The sequence below is a fragment of the Novosphingobium rhizosphaerae genome, assembly GCF_050920675.1.
In the GTDB taxonomy this organism is placed as follows: domain Bacteria; phylum Pseudomonadota; class Alphaproteobacteria; order Sphingomonadales; family Sphingomonadaceae; genus Novosphingobium; species Novosphingobium rhizosphaerae.
This window is the reverse complement of sequence record NZ_CP137861.1, coordinates 2,251,539-2,268,055: the sequence shown is the minus strand read 5'-3', so window position 1 is coordinate 2,268,055 and position 16,517 is coordinate 2,251,539. Positions and strand designations below refer to the sequence as shown.

Genomic DNA, 16,517 nt, shown 5'->3' with positions numbered 1-16,517 from the left:
CACGCCTTGGTGCGTGACATAACAGCCCTCAACGAATGCTTGCGCGCGATCCTTAACGCGCCGGCAAACCCGATCCGCACAATGCCTGAGGGAAAATATCCCGGCTTTGGCGGCAATCTGGTGCGATTACGGCACGATGGATCATGATGTTGAACCGGCACGATTTTGCCTGGCCTGGCAAGCGCCTGCCGGCCCCTTGGCAAGGCCATGCCGGCCATGGTGAAGCAAATGCCGATGCGCGCGGCCGGAAAGTGCCTCAGTAATGGCGTCAATTGCTGCCGCCGCGCCTGCGCCGCGATGATACGACACCGCCATGGCAATGGTGACTGGGGCAATGGTGGCAGGAGGCGAGGTGCAACAGCATCGCAAGGGGGATGGCACGCGCGCAAGGCCGGGGGCAGACGGGCTGCGCCGCTGCCGCTGGGGCCGCATGGCCATGCAATGGGGGTCGCTGGCCGGCGCCCTTTCGTGGCCGATGCTGGCCGCCGGGCAAAACGCCAGCGAGCGTCGCGCCGGGCCGGAAACCGTGGAAAATCGCGTGCGGCCGGGGCTGGAAGGCACCGGGTTCGAGGCAGGATCGCTGCGCATCCTGCCCAGCGTGGGCTTCGGCGCGATTGCCACGGACGATCTCTATGCCCGCCGCGTTCCCCGTGTGTCCGATGTGGGCGCCAGCCTTGCCCCGGCGCTCGCCGTGCAATCGCGATGGGATCGCCATGCGCTGACGCTGCGCGCCGACGGGCTGTTCGAACGCTATGCCCGCCACGGCGCGGAAGGCACCGATCGCTATGGCGCCGGAATCGGTGGCCGCATCGACATCGGCCGCGACACGCGGATAAACCTGGACGCCGCGATAGACCGGCGGATCGAAGCACGCGGCACCACCGGCGACACGCTGTTCGGGGTCAAGCCGATCGCCTATCGCCAGGTCGGCCTGGGCGGCAGCGTGGAACAGCAGGTTGGCGCCACGCACCTGGCATTCGATTTGCGGTTCGACCGGTTCCACTATTTCAATCGCCATGATGGCGACAGCACCATCGTCCTCTCGCAGCGCGATTACCAGGCGCTGGCCGGTGGCGCCAAAGTGATCCGGCCGATTTCGTCGGCAGTGGCGGTTTCGGTTGCGGTGCGCCTCAACGCCACGCGCTATCCTCATGAAAACCCGGCAGAGGCCACCCGCCGCGCGCATGGCTATGCCGTGATGGCCGGCGTGGCCTTTGGCCAGGATCGCCTGCTGGAAGGGGAACTGGCGCTGGGTTACCTGCACCAGCGCTTCACCAGTCCGGCCTATCCCACGATTGCGGGCCTGGCCTATGACGCCAACCTGCACTGGCATGTTACCCCGCTCACCACCTTTTCGCTGGCGGCCGACAAGACCATCCAGCGTTCGCCGATCGTGGACGTGGCGGGGATCGAACAGCAGCAGTTCAGCCTTGGCGCGGCGCATGAATTGCTGCGTACGCTGATCCTGCGCCCCACCGCCAGCTATACCGTCAATCGCTTTCGCGGCGGTGCGCGGGTGGATCGCTATGCCAGCGTGGGTCTCTCGGCCACTTGGCAGGCGGCCCCGCACCTGATGGTCGAAGGGACGCTGCGCCACGCGCTGGGGCGGTCTTCCGCCCTGGTGGCCAAGCCACGCGAATATGACCAGAACCGCGCCACCATCACTTTGAAATACGTGTTTTGAGCGGCGCGCGCGATGGCCAGCATCCCGCTCGATCCTGTCGAAACCGCCGCCGCTGCGCCGTCAGACGCCGATGCGGCACCCGTCGATACGGCCGCAAGGCGGGCCGAGCTTGCGCTGCGCGCCGCGATGGCGCTGTTGTTCCTGGTGGCACTGGCGGCCACGTTGCGCTTGCTGGCGCCAGGCCCTGACCGAGCCGCCCTGCGGGTGGACCTTGCCAGCCCCACCGCCCCGCCGCCAGCCCTGCCCGATCCCGCCGCGCTGGTCGACTTGAGCAGCCAGGACGCGCGCACGTCCAACGCTGCCGTGCCGATTGCCGAGGCACCGGCACCGGCCACGCCTTTCGTGTTGCCCGCACCGCTTTCGCCCAACCACGAACGCGCGCGCGATTGCCTGGCTGCGGCGGCGTGGTACGAAGCGGGCGACGATCCCTCGGGCGAGCGGGCCGTGGTCCAGGTCGTGCTCAACCGTGCGCGCCATCCCGCTTTCGCCAGCAGCGTATGCGGCGTGGTGTTCCAGGGGTCCGAACGCCAGACCGGCTGCCAATTCACCTTCACCTGCGATGGCAGCCTGGCCGCGCGCCATCCCGGTCCGGCAGCCTGGGCGCGGGCCCGGGCGATTGCCGGGGCGGCGCTGGCCGGCGCCGTCGATCCCCGCGTGGGCTGGGCAACGCATTACCATGCCGATTACGTGGTGCCCAAGTGGCGGGATTCGCTGACCAAGCTGGCCCAGGTTGGCGCACATCTGTTCTATCGCTGGCAAGGCTGGTGGGGCATGACCCCCGCGTTTCGCCGCGGCGGCGCCGACATGGCCACCGAACCGCTGGAACCCAAGCTGACGACGCTTTCACCCACGCACGATCCCGCCGCGGCGGGACAGGATGGTGCGCTGCTCGCCAGCCTGGCAGACAGCGACGAAGGCGTGACGGCCGATACCCGGCTGGCTGGAAGCGACGGCCCGGTGGGCGCCCCAGGCCTGGCCCTGCGCGATGGCAGCCTGTCAGCCGCGCTCGCTCCTGGCCGTGCCGCGCTGATGGCCATGCACACCGCGCCCGCCAGCGGCGGGGGCACGGCAGACGAAAGTGCGATCCGCCTGACGTTCGACCCCGCGCTGTTTCCCGGCCGCTATGCCATCCTCGCGCTGGAGGCATGCGGCCACCGCCCACGCTGCGTGGTGCTGGGCTGGCGCGGAACGACTGGGGGAATGGACACTCTCGCCTTCGCCTATCGCCGCAACCGCGAAAACGGCGGCGAAGGCGCCTGGTGGGATTGCGCCGCCACGCCCCGCAGCGACAAGGCGCAATGCCTGCCGCCGGCGGGACAGCGGCAGGGGTTGGTGGTCAACTGAGCGGCCGGGGAGATGCAACCGGCTGATCTCTGGGTGTGCACCAGGGCTGGCTGAGGCCTGACAGGCTGCGCGCGACAAACCTTCAGTGACCGCCTTGCCGCGCACGGGTGGCTGCCGGGCGCCATCTACGGCGGCCACGCGCCGCGTTGGGTCGGCATCATGGAGTGGCCGGATCAGTTCGCCGCGTGCCGATCGAAACGACGCTCCTGGACTTTCCCTATTGCCAGGTATCGATGGGGCCGATCGAGCCAAAATCCCGTCGAAGCAAAGAGGTGTTTCCCGGCCCTGGCGAACAGGATATCGCCCAATGCGCCACAGCCCGCAGGATCGCTTGTAGCCAAAGGATGCCCATGGAATTCCACAAGATGCATGCCAACGGCGACGATTTCGTCATCGTTGATGCGCGCGGCAGGTCAATCGCCATGACAAGCCCACTCGCATGCCGTCTTGGAAACCGCCATCGCGGCATTGGATTTAATCAGCTCGCCATGATGTCGGACGGCCAGGACGGGCACGTCGAACTGGCGTTTTGGAATGCCGACGGCACGCCGTTGGATGCCTGCGGCAGTGCAACGCGCGGCGTCGCCGACCTTCTCATGCGCGAGACGGCTCAGAATTTTGTCTTCGTCCGAACAAAACGGGGGCTGCTGCGGTGTGAACGCAGGCAAGGTGGCGCCATCTCCGTCGATATGGGCACACCATCGCTCGATTGGCGCGATGTGCCATTGGCACGAGAGGCGGATACGCTCGCCCTGCCCCTGGCGGGCGATCCCACCGCCTGCAGCATGGGCAATCCGCATTGCACGTTCTTCGTCGACGACCTGTCGCGCGTCGACGTGGCAACGGTTGGCCCGGCGATGGAAATGCACCCCCTGTTCCCGCAACGAACAAACGTGCATTTTGTCGAGGTGCTAAGTCGCAGCCATATCCGGCTGCGGATTTGGGAACGCGGCGGCGGCATCCCCCTGGGATCGGGCTCTTGCTCGTGTGGCGCAGTTGTCGGCGGTATCCGCCGGGGCCTGTTGGACGAGCGCGTCGTGGTTGTGTGCGACGGCGGACCGGTGGAGGTGGAATGGGACGGCTCGGGTGGCGTTCGCCTCGCCGGCCCGGTTGAACATATCTACTGCGGTGAGATCGACCGCCCAATGCTGGATAGGGCGCTGTGAAATCGCCCTGGCGCCGCGCCGACGAACCACAACCGGCCGGTTCGTGATCGAGGCCAGGCGCAGCGAGAGGCGCGGGAGGGTAACGATGGCTTTCACTGTGCGCAACGCATTGGCAGGGCTGGCCATGGCCGGCCTGATGCTGCCCGAGGCCGTTGCCTATGCCGGGATTGCCGGGCTGGCACCAAGTCGCGCGCTGATTGCTGCCGTGGCGGGCGGCCTTGCCTATGCTCTGGTGGGGCGCAGCCGGTTTGCCGTCGTCTCGCCAACTTCGTCCTCGGCTGCGATCCTGGCGGCCAGCCTGGGCAGCCTGGTGGCGGGGCCAGGCGGTGCCGCTGCAACGGCCGCCAATGCCACCGCCCTCACGCTCTTGGCCGGGGGACTGTTCATCGCCCTGGCAGCGGCACGGCTGGGCAGCCTTGCCGGCTTTATCGCGCGGCCGGTTTTGCGCGGCTTTGCCCTTGGCCTGGCGCTGACGATCATAATCCGCCAACTGCCCGCGATGACCGGCGTGCCTGCCCCGCCCGGCACCGTAGGTGCCGTGGCCTGGGCCGTGCTGAAACAGATGCCGCACTGGCATGTGGCGACGCTCGCCTGCGGGCTGGGTGCGCTCGTGCTGCTGTTGCTGCTGCGGCGCTGGCCGGGGGTGCCCGGCGCGCTGATCGTGCTGGTGCTGGGCATTGCCGGGGCCAGCCTGCCCGGTTTTGCCCGGCTGGGGATTGCCCAGGCCGGCCCCACGCCGCTGGTGCTATCGATGCCGGTATTGCCGGCCGATCCCGCGCAGTGGCTGCGCCTGGTGCCGCTGGCCGTGCCGCTGGTGCTGATCCTGTTTGCCGAAAGCTGGGGCACGATCCGCAGCCTGGCGCTGGCACGCGGCGATGCGCTGAACCCCAATCGCGAACTGGCCGCGCTGGGCCTGGCCAATACCGCCGCAGCCCTGGCCCAGGGGATGCCGGTGGGCGCGGGCTTTTCCGCCGGATCGGCCAACGCGGCGAGTGGCGCCACCAGCCGGGCGGCCGGGGTGATGGCGGCGCTCGCCCTGCTTGCCCTGGCGCTGTGGGCCGGGCCGTTGACCGCGCGCCTGCCCCAGCCGGTGCTTGCCGCCGTGGTGATGGCCGCGCTGGCCCATGCCCTGTCGCCCGAGCCCTTGCTGCGCCCGTGGAAGCCGGGCCGCGATCGCTGGACGGCACCAGCGGCAGCGCTGGGCGTGCTGGCGCTGGGCGTGCTCGACGGATTGCTCTTGGCCGTGGGGCTGAGCCTGGCGCAATTGCTCTATCGCCTGGCGCATCCCTCGCTCAGCGAACTGGGCCAGATCAGCCAGGGCCACGATTTCGTCGATCGCGCCGCCCATCCGGAAGCTGCCGCCGTGCCGGGCGTGGCCATCTATCGTCCCAATGCGCCGCTATTCTTTGCCAATGCCGAAACGGTGCTGGCCCTGGTGGCACGCCGCGCCCAGCGGCCGGGCGCACCGGTCGTGGTGGTGCTCAGCCTGGAGGAAAGCGACGACCTGGACAGCACGGCGGCCGAAGTGATCGGCGAGCTGCACAAGACCCTGGCCGCGCGCCAAGGCCGGCTGATCCTGGCGCGCACGCATGATCGCGCGCGGGCGGTGCTGGCGGCAGCCGGTCTCGATGACCTGGCACGCAATGCCACCTTCAGCGTTGCTGATGCAGTGGCTTTGGCGCAGACTGCGCCTGCCGGGCACTGAGTCCATTGGGCAAAGACGGTGGGAAATAGATCATGGGACTTGCGGGACCGATCCAACCGATTCTCAAGACCGTGGCCATTGCCGACTTGCGCCCCACGCAGATGACGATCGGCCTGCGCGAAGTGGAGCGCAAGCGCCGCGACTGGACGCGCCGCCAGGAGGCCAGCGCCGCAGGCGAATTCCTGGGCGCGCACATGATTCCGGCGGTGATCGGCCCAGACGATCAACTGTGGATGCTCGACCATCACCACCTGGCCCTGGCGCTGCATCTCGAAGGGGTGGAGCAGGTGCTGGTTTCGGTGGTCGCGCGGCTGGCGCATTTGCCGCGCAAGCGCTTCCTGGCGTTCATGGACGCCAACAACTGGCTGCATCCCTATGACGCGCGCGGGCGGCGGCGCGAATGGAAAGCCCTGCCCCACCATGTCGGCAAGCTGGAAGACGATCCCTGGCGATCGCTGGCAAGCGATGTGCGGCGGGCCGGTGGCTATGCCAAGACCACGCGGCCTTATGCCGAATTCCTGTGGGCCGATTTCCTGCGCGACCATATCGGCCCGCGCAAGCTCGCCAACAAGTTCGACGAGGCGCTGCGGGTGGGAATAGAACTGGCCCGCAGCCGCGCGGCGCGGCACCTGCCCGGCTATGCCGGGGTGGAAAGCGATTGACCGGATTGAGAGGGGCTGCAGCCCCTCCACCATCGGCACGGTGGGGCAAATCTAGGCGTATGTACCCGGTGCGCAGCCGGCGACGCCAGCATCCACTTCGAACAGGGCGCCGTCGAATTCGTTTGCGTCATCCAGCCCCACGCGCGCGCTGGTCACGAACATGCGATCGAGCCTTTTACCGGCAAAGGCGATATTGGTGATGCGGCGGGCAGGCAGGCTGATCGTGCGATCGAGCCGGCCATCGGGGGCAAAGCGGCTGATCCGCCCGCCATCCCAGTGCGCCTGCCACAGGAACCCTTGTGCGTCGCACGTCATCCCGTCGGGATAGCCGTCGGCTTCCTCGAAGCGCACGAAAACGTCGCGCTGCCCCACGCCGTCGGCCGTGAGCGGGAAGCGATAGATCACGCGCCGCGCGCTGTCGGCGTGATAGAGCCACTGGCCGCAAGGCGAAAACGCCGGGCCATTGGGCACGCCATAGCCGGTGTCGATCGCCTGGAACGTGCCATCGGGAGCGAGGCGATAGAGCGTGCCGCTATCCTGCGTTTCGGCCATGTCCATCGTGCCGCACCAGATCGCGCCATGGGCATCGGCCTTGCCATCGTTCATGCGGTTGCCTGGCAAGTGCGGCTCGGGATCGCTGCGTTCGGCAATGTGCAGCGGATCCAGCGTGATGCGCGCAACGCCGCTGCGAAAGCCGCCGACCAGGCCGCCCGCGCGGTTTGCGGCCACCCAGCCCAGAGGCTCCGGCATGGCCCAGCGGTGGATCGCCCCGCTGGCCAGATCCAGCCGGTTGAGCGCCGGGGCAAGAATATCGGTCCAGTAGAGCGCGCCGTCGCGCGGGCACCACAGCGTGCCCTCGCCCAGGGTATCGGCCACGTCGCGTTCGATCTTGCGCCAGGGTGCCATCGCGGCCGTCATCCTTTCGCTTCGTTCAGCGGGAAGCGCGGGGCCAGGCCCACGCTTCCCATCATCGCTCAATGGTTGTCGCGCGGCAGCCCACGGGTCTGGGCAATGCGCTGGTACTTTTCCGCGCCTTCCAGGATGGCACCGGTGTTCATCTGGCCCACCAGCGCGCGCTGGATTTCCTGCCACGGCGTCTGGCTGGCCGGATAGGGATAGCCGCCCTTGGCCACCAGCGCAGCGCGGCGCGCTTCCAGCACATCGTCGGCAACCAGCACGTTCACCGTGCCGGCGTTGAGATCGATGCGCACCCGGTCCCCGGTTTCGAGCAGCGCCAGGCCGCCCATCGCCGCCGCTTCCGGGCTGGCATTGAGGATCGAGGGGCTGCCGCTGGTGCCCGATTGGCGCCCATCGCCGATGCACGGCAGCGCGCTGACGCCTTCGGTGATGAGGTAGGCCGGCGGGCGCATGTTGACCACTTCGGCTGCGCCCGGATAGCCGATCGGCCCGGCGCCGCGCATGAACAGCAAGGTTTCGGGCGTGATCCCCACCGCCGGATCGTCGATGCGGTGGTGATAGTCTTCCGGCCCGTCGAACACCACGCAGGGGCCTTCGAACGCGTCGGGATCGGCCGGGTTCGACAGATAGCGCGCGCGGAATTCCTCGCTGATCACGCTGGTTTTCATGATCGCGGCGTCGAACAGGTTGCCCTTGAGCACCAGGAAGCCGGCTTCTTCGACCAGTGGCTGGGCGAACGGGCGGATCACACGCTCGTCCTCGATTTCCACGCCACGGCAGTTTTCGCCCATGGTGCGGCCGTTGACGGTCATCGCCTGCTCACGGATCAGGCCTTGGTCGATCAACTGGCCGACCACGGCCGGCACGCCGCCGGCGCGATAGTAATCCTCGCCCAGGTATTCGCCCGCTGGCTGCAGGTTGACCAGCAAGGGCACCTTGTGGCCCAGGCGCTGCCAGTCGTCGAGCGGCAGGTCCACGCCCACGTGGCGGGCAATCGCGGCCAGGTGGATCGGCGCGTTGGTCGATCCGCCGATCGCGGAATTGACCACGATGGCGTTGTGGAACGCATCGAGCGTGAGGATGTCGGAAGGCTTGAGGTCTTCGCGCACCATGTCGACGATGCGCTTGCCGGTGTGATAGGCGCATTCCTGGCGATCGCGATAGGGCGCGGGAATCGCGGCCGAACCGGGCAGCATCATGCCCAGCGCTTCGGCCAGGCTGTTCATCGTGGTGGCCGTGCCCATGGTGTTGCAATAACCGGTGGATGGCGCCGAAGACGCGACCAGCTTGATGAACCCTTCGGCATCGAGTTCGCCGGCGGCCATCAACTGGCGGCCTTTCCACACGATGGTGCCCGAACCGGTGCGCTCACCCTTGTGCCAGCCATTGAGCATGGGGCCGACCGAGAGGGCAATCGCGGGGATATTGACCGTGGCCGCCGCCATCAGCAGCGCGGGGGTGGTCTTGTCACACCCGGTGGTCAGCACCACGCCATCGATCGGATAGCCATAGAGCGCTTCGACCAGGCCCAGATAGGCGAGGTTGCGATCGAGCCCTGCCGTGGGCCGCTTGCCGGTTTCCTGGATCGGATGAACCGGAAATTCCAGGACGATGCCGCCGGCCTCGCGCACGCCTTCGCGGATACGCTCGGCCAGCACCAGGTGGTGGCGGTTGCACGGGGAAAGGTCGCTGCCGGTCTGCGCGATGCCGATGATCGGCTTGCCGCTGCGCAACTCTTCCAGGCTGATCCCGAAATTGAGGTACCGCTCCAGATAGAGCGAGGTCATGTCGATATTGTCGGGGTTATCAAACCAGGCGCGGCTGCGCAGCTTGGGGGTCTGGTGGTCGGTCATGTCTGCCTGTCAGCGCGAGGTGGAAACGCGATAGATCATGACATGCCGATAGGGCTTGCCGGGATCGACGCGCGCGGAAACGAACGACGGGTGATTGGGTGCATCGGGGAACTTCTGCGGTTCCAGCGCGATGCCATCACCCATGCGATAGAGGTGGTCCTGCTTGCCCACCAGCGTGCCATCGAGGAAATTGCCGGCATAGAACTGCACGCCGGGCTCGGTGGTCAAGACTTCGAGCACGCGGCCCGAGGCGGGATCTTCCAGGCGCGCGGCCAGTTCGGGCTGGGCGGTCACGCCCTTGTCGAGGGCAAAGTTGTGGTCATAGCCGCGCCCATAGACGATCTGCTGGTCGCGCCCGTCGCGCAGGCCATCGGCCACGCGGCGCCCTTGCGTGAAATCGAACACCGTGCCGGCCACCGGGCGCAGTTCGCCGGTGGGGATAAGACCGGCATCGACCGGGGTATAGGCCTTGGCCGGAATGGTCAGCACATGGTCCATCGCCCCTTGCGACGCGCCTTCGCCGGCCAGGTTGAAAATGGCGTGGTTGGTCATGTTGATGACGGTCGGCTTGTCGGTGGCCGCTTCGAACGCGATGGTCAGGTTGCCCGCCTCGTCCAGCGAATAGGTGACCGTGGCCTTGACCGTGCCGGGGTAGCCGGCATCGCCATCGGGGCTGACATGGCTGAGCACGACGCTCGCCACCGGCCCGGATTTGACCGAGACAACCTGCCAGACCTGCTTGTCGAAGCCCTTGCCGCCGCCGTGCAGGCTGTTGATCTTGTTGTCGTTGAGCGGGAGTTGATAGGTCTTGCCATCAAGCGCGAACTTGCCGCCGGCAATGCGGTTGGCATAGCGGCCGACAGTGACGCCGAAATAGTTGGGATGATCGACATAGCCGGCCAGATCGTCGTAGCCGAGCAGCACGTCGGCCGGCTTGCCCTGGCGATCGGGCGCGACCAGTGCCTGGAGCGTGGCGCCATAGCTCAGGATGCGGGCCGAAACGCCATTGGCCGCCTTGAGCGTGACCGCGACAACCTTCTGCCCATCGGCCAGCGTGCCGGCGGCCTCCTGGCTCGCCTGCGCGGCGTGGGCACCCGAAAAGGGCGCAAGCGCGAGAAGCGCGGCAAGGGAAGCGGCCTTCGTGTTCATCCTGTTCTCCATGATCGACCCGTTCTGCCCTGGGGAGCCACGTGAAAACACGTGTGCAGCCATTGACGCGGCCGTGGCATCGCATATAGTCCGACAAATAGAAAGAGTGCAAGCCGGTTCGCGTGGCGCCTGTCCACTGGCATACGCCCGTTCATTGTTCTCTTCTTGCACAAACCTTGGAAGAGAGGATGGACATGCCCCCTGTTGCTTCATCGGCCGCGCTATCCGCGACCCCTGGCGAAGGCTTTCCTGCGGGCGCCAGCTATGGTCGCGCACTGGCGCTGCTGGCCACACTGTTCTTCATGTGGGGCTTCATCACCGTCATCAACAACACGCTGCTGCCGCACCTGCGCGCCGTGTTCGATCTGAACTATACCCAGACAACACTGATCGAATCCGTGTGGTTCATCGCCTATTTCGTGGCGTCGATCCCTTCGGCCAAGCTGATCGAGAAGATCGGGTACAAGCTGTCGATGGTCACCGGGCTGCTGATCATGGCGGCGGGCGCGCTGGGCATGATGGTGGCGGCATCGATCCCGTCCTACGGCGTTACGCTGGTCATGCTGTTCGTGATCGCCAGCGGCATCACGCTGCTGCAGGTGGCGGCCAATCCCTATGTCGCGGTGGTCGGCCCGGCGGAAACCGCTTCGTCGCGGCTCACCCTCGTGCAGGCGCTCAATTCGGCCGGAACGATGCTGGCGCCGCTGTTCGGCGCCTATCTCATCCTGGGCAGGTCCAAGAGCGGGACAGCCGTGGCCGGCACCGTGCTGACCCCGGCGGAACGCCTGGCCGACGCGCATTCGGTGATCCTGCCCTATGGCCTGGTCGCGGTGGTGCTGGTGGTCCTGGCCGTGGTGATCGCACGCTATCCCCTGCCCGCCATGGGCAGCGCCACCAGCCGCATGGCGCGCGAGGAACGCAAGCATCACTCGCTGTGGTCGCACCGCAACCTGGTGTTCGGCATTCCGGCAATCTTCATCTACCTGATCGCCGAAATCGGCGTGGCCAACCTCTTCGTCAATTTCGTCAGCCAGGGTGACATCGCCAACCTCACGCACGAGGAAGCCGGCCGTTACCTCACGTTCCTGTGGGGCGGGATGATGGTGGGCCGCTTTGCCGGCGGCGCGATCATGCAGAAGGTGCGCGCCGAAACCGTACTGGCGCTCGCCGCCGTGGGGGCCTTCGTGGTGATGATGATCACCGTGCTCACCCATGGCCCGGCGGCGATGTGGGCGCTGATCCTGGTGGGCCTGTTCCACTCGATCATGTTCCCCACGATCTTCACGCTGGGGATCAAGGGCCTGGGCCCGCTGACCGAGGAAGCCTCGGGCCTGCTGATCATGGCCATTGCCGGCGGCGCGCTGGTGGTGGTGCAGGGCAAGCTGGCCGATGCCTTTGGCCTGCAGACCTCGTTCCTGCTGACCGCCGCCTGCGAGCTTTACATCGTGTTCTATGCGCTGTGGGGCGCGAAGACCAAGACAGCGGACTGATTGCTCCCTCCCCACTCGTGGGGAGGGGAACCAGCCGCAGGCTGGTGGAGGGGCGTTTCTGCCTTGAGCGCCGCTGCAGGCGGCCAATCCCCTCCACCACGCTTCGCGCGGCCCCCTCCCCGTGCCGGGGAGGGACAATCAGCCTTGCACCGCCGCTTCGATCGCGCTGGCGGTGTCTTCGAGCGCGAGTTGCACCAGCACGCCCATTGCCTGGGCGGCAGCATCGCCATCGCCATCGGCAATCGCGTCATAGACCCGCGCGTGATCGGGAATGGGATTGCGCGGCAGTTCGCGGGCGCGTTGCTTGAACTGCGTGGTCCAATGCACTGCCGCGCCGATGCTGGCCGACAGCACCAGCAGCGCCGCATTGTGGCTGGCGCGCAGGATGGCATCGTGGAAATCGCGATCGGCGGCGCGGCCGGCATCGTTGGTCAGGGTGTGGCGACGCATGGCGGCAAGGGCATCGCGCATGGCCTTGAGATCGGCCTTGTCGCGGCGCTGTGCGGCCAGGCGCGCGGCGGCCGGCTCGACCACGGCGCGCAATTCGAACAAGTCGCGCACGAATTGCAGGTCGGGCTCGCCGGCAAAGGCCCAGGCCAGCACTTCGGGATCGAGCAGGTTCCAGCGCTCGCGCGGCAGCACGCGCGTGCCCGCCTTGGGGCGGCTCGCCACCAGGCCCTTGGCCGTCAGGACCTGGATAGCCTCGCGATAGGCGCTGCGCGAAACCTTGAGTTCCTCGGCAAAGGCGACTTCACCCGAAAGGATGTCACCGGGCTGGTATTGGCCAGACAAGATCGCCGTGCCCAACTTGTGCGCAATGGCACCGTGCAGCCGCCGTCCGGGGCCGCGCCCAAGCCCCCGCAGAGCCTCTTCACGATCGGCCGGGGCAGCGCTGCCGTCTACCGAATTGCCGGGAATATGCCGTTCCGTCACTGTTTGTGCCGCCTCCTGGCCAATGTGGTTAGCAGGGAGCGCGCAAGGGCGAAATGACTATTATTGCGTTTGCCGCCAAGCCGGAATATGTCGGAGTAAATATGGAGAATCCGATGACCGAATTCCGCTCGATCGACGCCCGCACCGGGCTGCCCCACGGCCCCGCCCTGGCCGTGCACGGATTGGAAGACGTGGCGCGGCTTTGTGCCGCGGCCGAAGCGGCGTTCGACAGCTATCGCGCCACCTGGCGCGAGGAGCGCGCCTTGTTCCTGGAAGCCATCGCCCAGGAAATCCTGGACATCGGCGATCCGCTGATCGAGGCGGCGATGCGCGAAAGCGGCCTGCCGCGCGCGCGCCTGGAAGGTGAACGCGGCCGCACCGTGGGCCAGTTGCGCATGTTTGCCGGCGTCGTGCGCGCGGGCGGCTGGCAGCAGTTGCGCATCGATCCTGCATTGCCCGATCGCCAGCCTCTGCCCCGCCCCGATATCCGCCTGCGCATGATCCCGCTGGGCCCGGTGGCGGTGTTCGGCGCCTCGAATTTCCCGCTGGCGTTTTCCACGGCCGGGGGTGACACCGCCTCTGCCCTCGCGGCCGGCTGCCCGGTGGTGGTCAAGGGCCACCCCGCCCATCCCGAAACCGGGGCGCTGGTGGCCGCGGCAATTGCCCGCGCGGTGGCAGCCCGTGGCCTGCCCGAAGGCGTGTTCGGCCACCTGGTCGGCCCCGGCAACGATCTGGGCGCCGCGCTGGTGGCCGATCCGCGCATCGCGGCGGTGGGCTTCACCGGCTCGCGCGGGGGCGGCCTGGCGCTGGCCCGCATCGCGCAGGCGCGCGACGTGCCGATCCCGGTCTATGCTGAAATGTCGAGCATCAATCCCGTGCTGCTGCTGCCTGAGGCGCTTGCCGCGCGTGGTGCGGCCCTGGGCCAGGCCTTCGTCGGCTCGCTCACCATGGGCGCCGGGCAGTTCTGCACCAATCCCGGCCTGGTGCTGGCAATCGACAGTGACGGGCTTGGCGCGTTCCTGGCGGCCGCGCGCGAAGGCGTGGGCGCAGCCGCGCCGCAGACCATGCTGACCACCGGCATCCACGCCGCCTATGAAGCGGGGGTCAAGGCCCTGGCCACCGCGCCCGGCGTGGAAACCGTGGCAACCGGCCCGGCGGGCGAAGGGCCCTGCGGCAACGCCGCGCTGTTCGTCACCACCGCGCAGGCCTTCCTGGCCGACAAGGCACTGGGCCACGAGGTGTTCGGCGCCAGTTCCATCGTGGTGAAATGCGCCGATGAAGCCGAACTGGCCAGCCTGCTCAGGGGCCTGGAAGGCCAGCTGACCGCCACGCTGCACATGGACGCTGCCGACGAGCCGCTCGCCGCCCGGCTGCTGCCGATCCTGGAGCGCAAGGCTGGCCGCATCCTGGCCAATGGCTGGCCCACCGGGGTGGAAGTGTGCCACGCCATGGTCCACGGCGGTCCGTTCCCGGCCACGTCGGACCCGCGCACCACGTCGGTCGGCAGCCTGGCGATCGATCGCTTCCTCCGTCCGGTCAGCTACCAGAACCTGAGCGCGGCGGTGCTGCCGGCAGAATTGACCGACGCTGCGCGCGGCGATGGCGCGCCGCGCCTGATCGACGGCACGCTCACGCTCTGATCCCTTCCCTTTTCGCAGAAAGCATCCGATCCATGGCAACCCGCCTTCTTCAACACCGCAGCGCCGATGGCGTGCGCCGCGTGATCCTGGCCACCGATGACACCGCCGTGTTCCTGGTACAGCCCGCCACCGTGCGCGAACTGGCGCAGGCCGCCATCGCCGCCGGGCAGAGCCTGGCCGAAGCTGCCGCAGCCCGCGCCAGCAGCCAGAGCGTGGACATCGCGGCCGAGCTTGCTGCCGGCACCCTGCTGCCCGCGATCGACCACAGCGATACGGCGCGCGTCTGGCTGACCGGCACGGGCCTGACCCATCTTGGTTCGGCCGAAGGGCGCGACAAGATGCACCGCGATGCCGCCCAGGCGGAAAAGCAGACCGATTCCATGCGCATGTTCCTGGAAGGGCTGGAAGGCGGCAAGCCTGCGGCTGGCGCCGAAGGGCAGCAACCGGAATGGTTCTACAAGGGGGATGGCACGCAGCTCGTCGGCCCCGGCCAGCCGCTGACCATGCCCGCCTTTGCCAAGGATGGCGGGGAGGAGCCGGAACTGGCCGGCATCTACCTGATCGGCGAGGACGGCACGCCCTGGCGCCTGGGCCTGGCCCTGGCCAACGAGTTTTCCGACCACGTGACCGAGCGCCACAACTACCTGTGGCTGGCCCATTCCAAGCTGCGCCAGGCAGCCCTTGGCGCCGAACTGCTGCTGGGCACCCCGCCGGCCGACGTGCGCGGCACGAGCCGCGTGCTGCGCGACGGCGCCACGCTGTGGGAAAAGCTGTTCCTTTCGGGCGAGGACAACATGTCGCACAGCCTGGCCAACCTGGAGCATCACCACTTCAAGTATGGCCTGTTCCGCCGCCCGGGCGACATCCACGTGCACTTCTTCGGCACGGCCACGCTTTCGTTCAGCGACGGGATCGCGACGCGCGAAGGCGATGCCTTTGAAATCAGCGCCGCGCCCTTTGCCCTGCCGCTGCACAATCCGCTGGCCCGCGCCGCGGCCGGCCCGGTGCCCTTTGCGGTAAAGGCACTCTAAGCCGATGGACCCGATCCGCATTGCCGTGGTGGGCATGGGCAAGATCGCCCGTGACCAGCACCTGCCGGCCATTGCCGGAAACCCGGCGTTCAGCCTGGCCGCCACGGTCAGCCCGCGCGATTCCGGCGTGGAGGGCATCTCGCACCATCGCAGCCTGGACGATCTCCTGGCGCAAGGGCCGGCGGTCGATGCCGTGGCGCTCTGCACCCCGCCCCAGGTGCGCTATGACCTGGCGGCGCAAGCCCTGGCCAAGGGCGTGCACGTGTTCCTGGAAAAGCCGCCGGGCGCGACGCTGGCGGAAGTCCATACCCTGGCCAACCAGGCCGATCGCGTGGGCGCAACGCTGTTTGCCTCGTGGCATTCGCGCTTTGCCGCCGGGGTTGCCCCGGCGCGCGCGTGGCTGGCGGAGCGGCGCATCGACAGCGTGAAAGTGATCTGGCGCGAAGACGTGCGCGTGTGGCACCCCGGCCAGGCCTGGATCTGGCAGCCAGGCGGGCTGGGCGTGTTCGATCCGGGCATCAACGCCCTTTCGATCATCACCCATATCCTGCCGCGCCCGTTCTTCCTGTCCGAAGCGACGCTGGAAATTCCCGAAAACCGCGCCGCGCCGATCGCTGCAGACCTGCATTTCCGCGATACGGCCGGGGCGGCCATCCACATGGACCTGGATTGGCGGCAGACCGGCCCGCAAAGCTGGGACATCGTGGTGGAAACCGACGCCGGCACGCTGCGCCTGGCCCAGGGCGGCGCCGTGCTGACCTTGCCGAGCGAGACGCTGCACAACGAGGACCACGAATACCCTGGCCTCTATGCCCGCTTTGCCACCCTGATCCGCAGCGGCCGCAGCGATGTCGACCTGGCGCCGCTGACCTTGGTGGCTGACGCATTCTTGCGCGGCAAACGGCTGGTGACAGACGCTTTCTTCGACTGACCCACCCCTTT

Annotated in this window: 13 protein-coding genes; 9 read left to right on the top strand and 4 right to left on the bottom strand. The window is 67.8% G+C overall.

Features of this window, described 5'->3' with window-relative positions:
• The first annotated feature begins 313 nt into the window (after positions 1-313).
• The 5 genes from R9J51_RS10420 to R9J51_RS10400 all read left to right on the top strand — a co-directional run bounded on the left by R9J51_RS10420 (position 314) and on the right by R9J51_RS10400 (position 6,561).
• Entirely contained in the window at positions 314-1,684 is a 1,371-nt protein-coding gene (locus R9J51_RS10420) for an outer membrane beta-barrel protein (RefSeq protein WP_179504424.1), read from the top strand.
• Positions 1,685-1,696: 12 nt separating this feature from the next.
• Positions 1,697-3,028: a cell wall hydrolase gene (locus R9J51_RS10415; RefSeq protein WP_432787376.1), complete on the top strand. Its 1,332-nt coding sequence runs from the start codon at positions 1,697-1,699 to the stop codon at positions 3,026-3,028.
• A gap of 350 nt (positions 3,029-3,378) precedes the next feature.
• Positions 3,379-4,194, top strand: coding sequence for a diaminopimelate epimerase (gene dapF / locus R9J51_RS10410; protein ID WP_218843464.1), 816 nt, complete (start codon positions 3,379-3,381; stop codon positions 4,192-4,194).
• A gap of 85 nt (positions 4,195-4,279) precedes the next feature.
• Positions 4,280-5,899, top strand: coding sequence for a SulP family inorganic anion transporter (locus R9J51_RS10405; RefSeq protein WP_179504423.1), 1,620 nt, complete (start codon positions 4,280-4,282; stop codon positions 5,897-5,899).
• A 32-nt stretch (positions 5,900-5,931) separates the two neighbouring features.
• Positions 5,932-6,561 (top strand): ParB-like protein, encoded by a 630-nt coding sequence (locus R9J51_RS10400; protein WP_168554408.1) that lies wholly within the window; start codon positions 5,932-5,934, stop codon positions 6,559-6,561.
• A 51-nt stretch (positions 6,562-6,612) separates the two neighbouring features.
• Here R9J51_RS10400 and R9J51_RS10395 read toward each other — a convergent pair whose 3' ends face one another.
• The 3 genes from R9J51_RS10395 to R9J51_RS10385 form a co-directional block, all read right to left on the bottom strand.
• Positions 6,613-7,467 (bottom strand): SMP-30/gluconolactonase/LRE family protein, encoded by an 855-nt coding sequence (locus R9J51_RS10395; RefSeq protein ID WP_179504422.1) that lies wholly within the window; start codon positions 7,465-7,467, stop codon positions 6,613-6,615.
• A gap of 68 nt (positions 7,468-7,535) precedes the next feature.
• Complete coding sequence (locus R9J51_RS10390) at positions 7,536-9,332, bottom strand: IlvD/Edd family dehydratase (RefSeq protein ID WP_168554406.1); 1,797 nt, start codon at positions 9,330-9,332, stop codon at positions 7,536-7,538.
• Between the two features lie 9 nt (positions 9,333-9,341).
• Positions 9,342-10,481, bottom strand: coding sequence for an aldose epimerase family protein (locus R9J51_RS10385; RefSeq protein WP_432787374.1), 1,140 nt, complete (start codon positions 10,479-10,481; stop codon positions 9,342-9,344).
• Positions 10,482-10,675: 194 nt separating this feature from the next.
• Here R9J51_RS10385 and R9J51_RS10380 point away from each other — a divergent pair, with 194 nt between their 5' ends.
• Positions 10,676-11,971: a sugar MFS transporter gene (locus R9J51_RS10380; protein ID WP_179504420.1), complete on the top strand. Its 1,296-nt coding sequence runs from the start codon at positions 10,676-10,678 to the stop codon at positions 11,969-11,971.
• A 138-nt stretch (positions 11,972-12,109) separates the two neighbouring features.
• Here R9J51_RS10380 and R9J51_RS10375 read toward each other — a convergent pair whose 3' ends face one another.
• Complete coding sequence (locus R9J51_RS10375) at positions 12,110-12,835, bottom strand: FadR/GntR family transcriptional regulator (protein ID WP_248290379.1); 726 nt, start codon at positions 12,833-12,835, stop codon at positions 12,110-12,112.
• 182 nt (positions 12,836-13,017) lie between these two features.
• Here R9J51_RS10375 and R9J51_RS10370 point away from each other — a divergent pair, with 182 nt between their 5' ends.
• The 3 genes from R9J51_RS10370 to R9J51_RS10360 are packed head-to-tail and all read left to right on the top strand — an operon-like array spanning position 13,018 to position 16,506.
• Positions 13,018-14,544, top strand: coding sequence for an aldehyde dehydrogenase (NADP(+)) (locus R9J51_RS10370; protein WP_179506420.1), 1,527 nt, complete (start codon positions 13,018-13,020; stop codon positions 14,542-14,544).
• Positions 14,545-14,576: 32 nt separating this feature from the next.
• Positions 14,577-15,575, top strand: coding sequence for an AraD1 family protein (gene araD1 / locus R9J51_RS10365; RefSeq protein ID WP_179504419.1), 999 nt, complete (start codon positions 14,577-14,579; stop codon positions 15,573-15,575).
• A 4-nt stretch (positions 15,576-15,579) separates the two neighbouring features.
• Positions 15,580-16,506 carry a Gfo/Idh/MocA family protein gene (locus tag R9J51_RS10360; protein WP_168554401.1) on the top strand — a complete coding sequence of 309 codons (927 nt, stop codon included), beginning with the start codon at positions 15,580-15,582 and terminating at the stop codon, positions 16,504-16,506.
• The last annotated feature ends 11 nt before the right edge of the window (positions 16,507-16,517 follow it).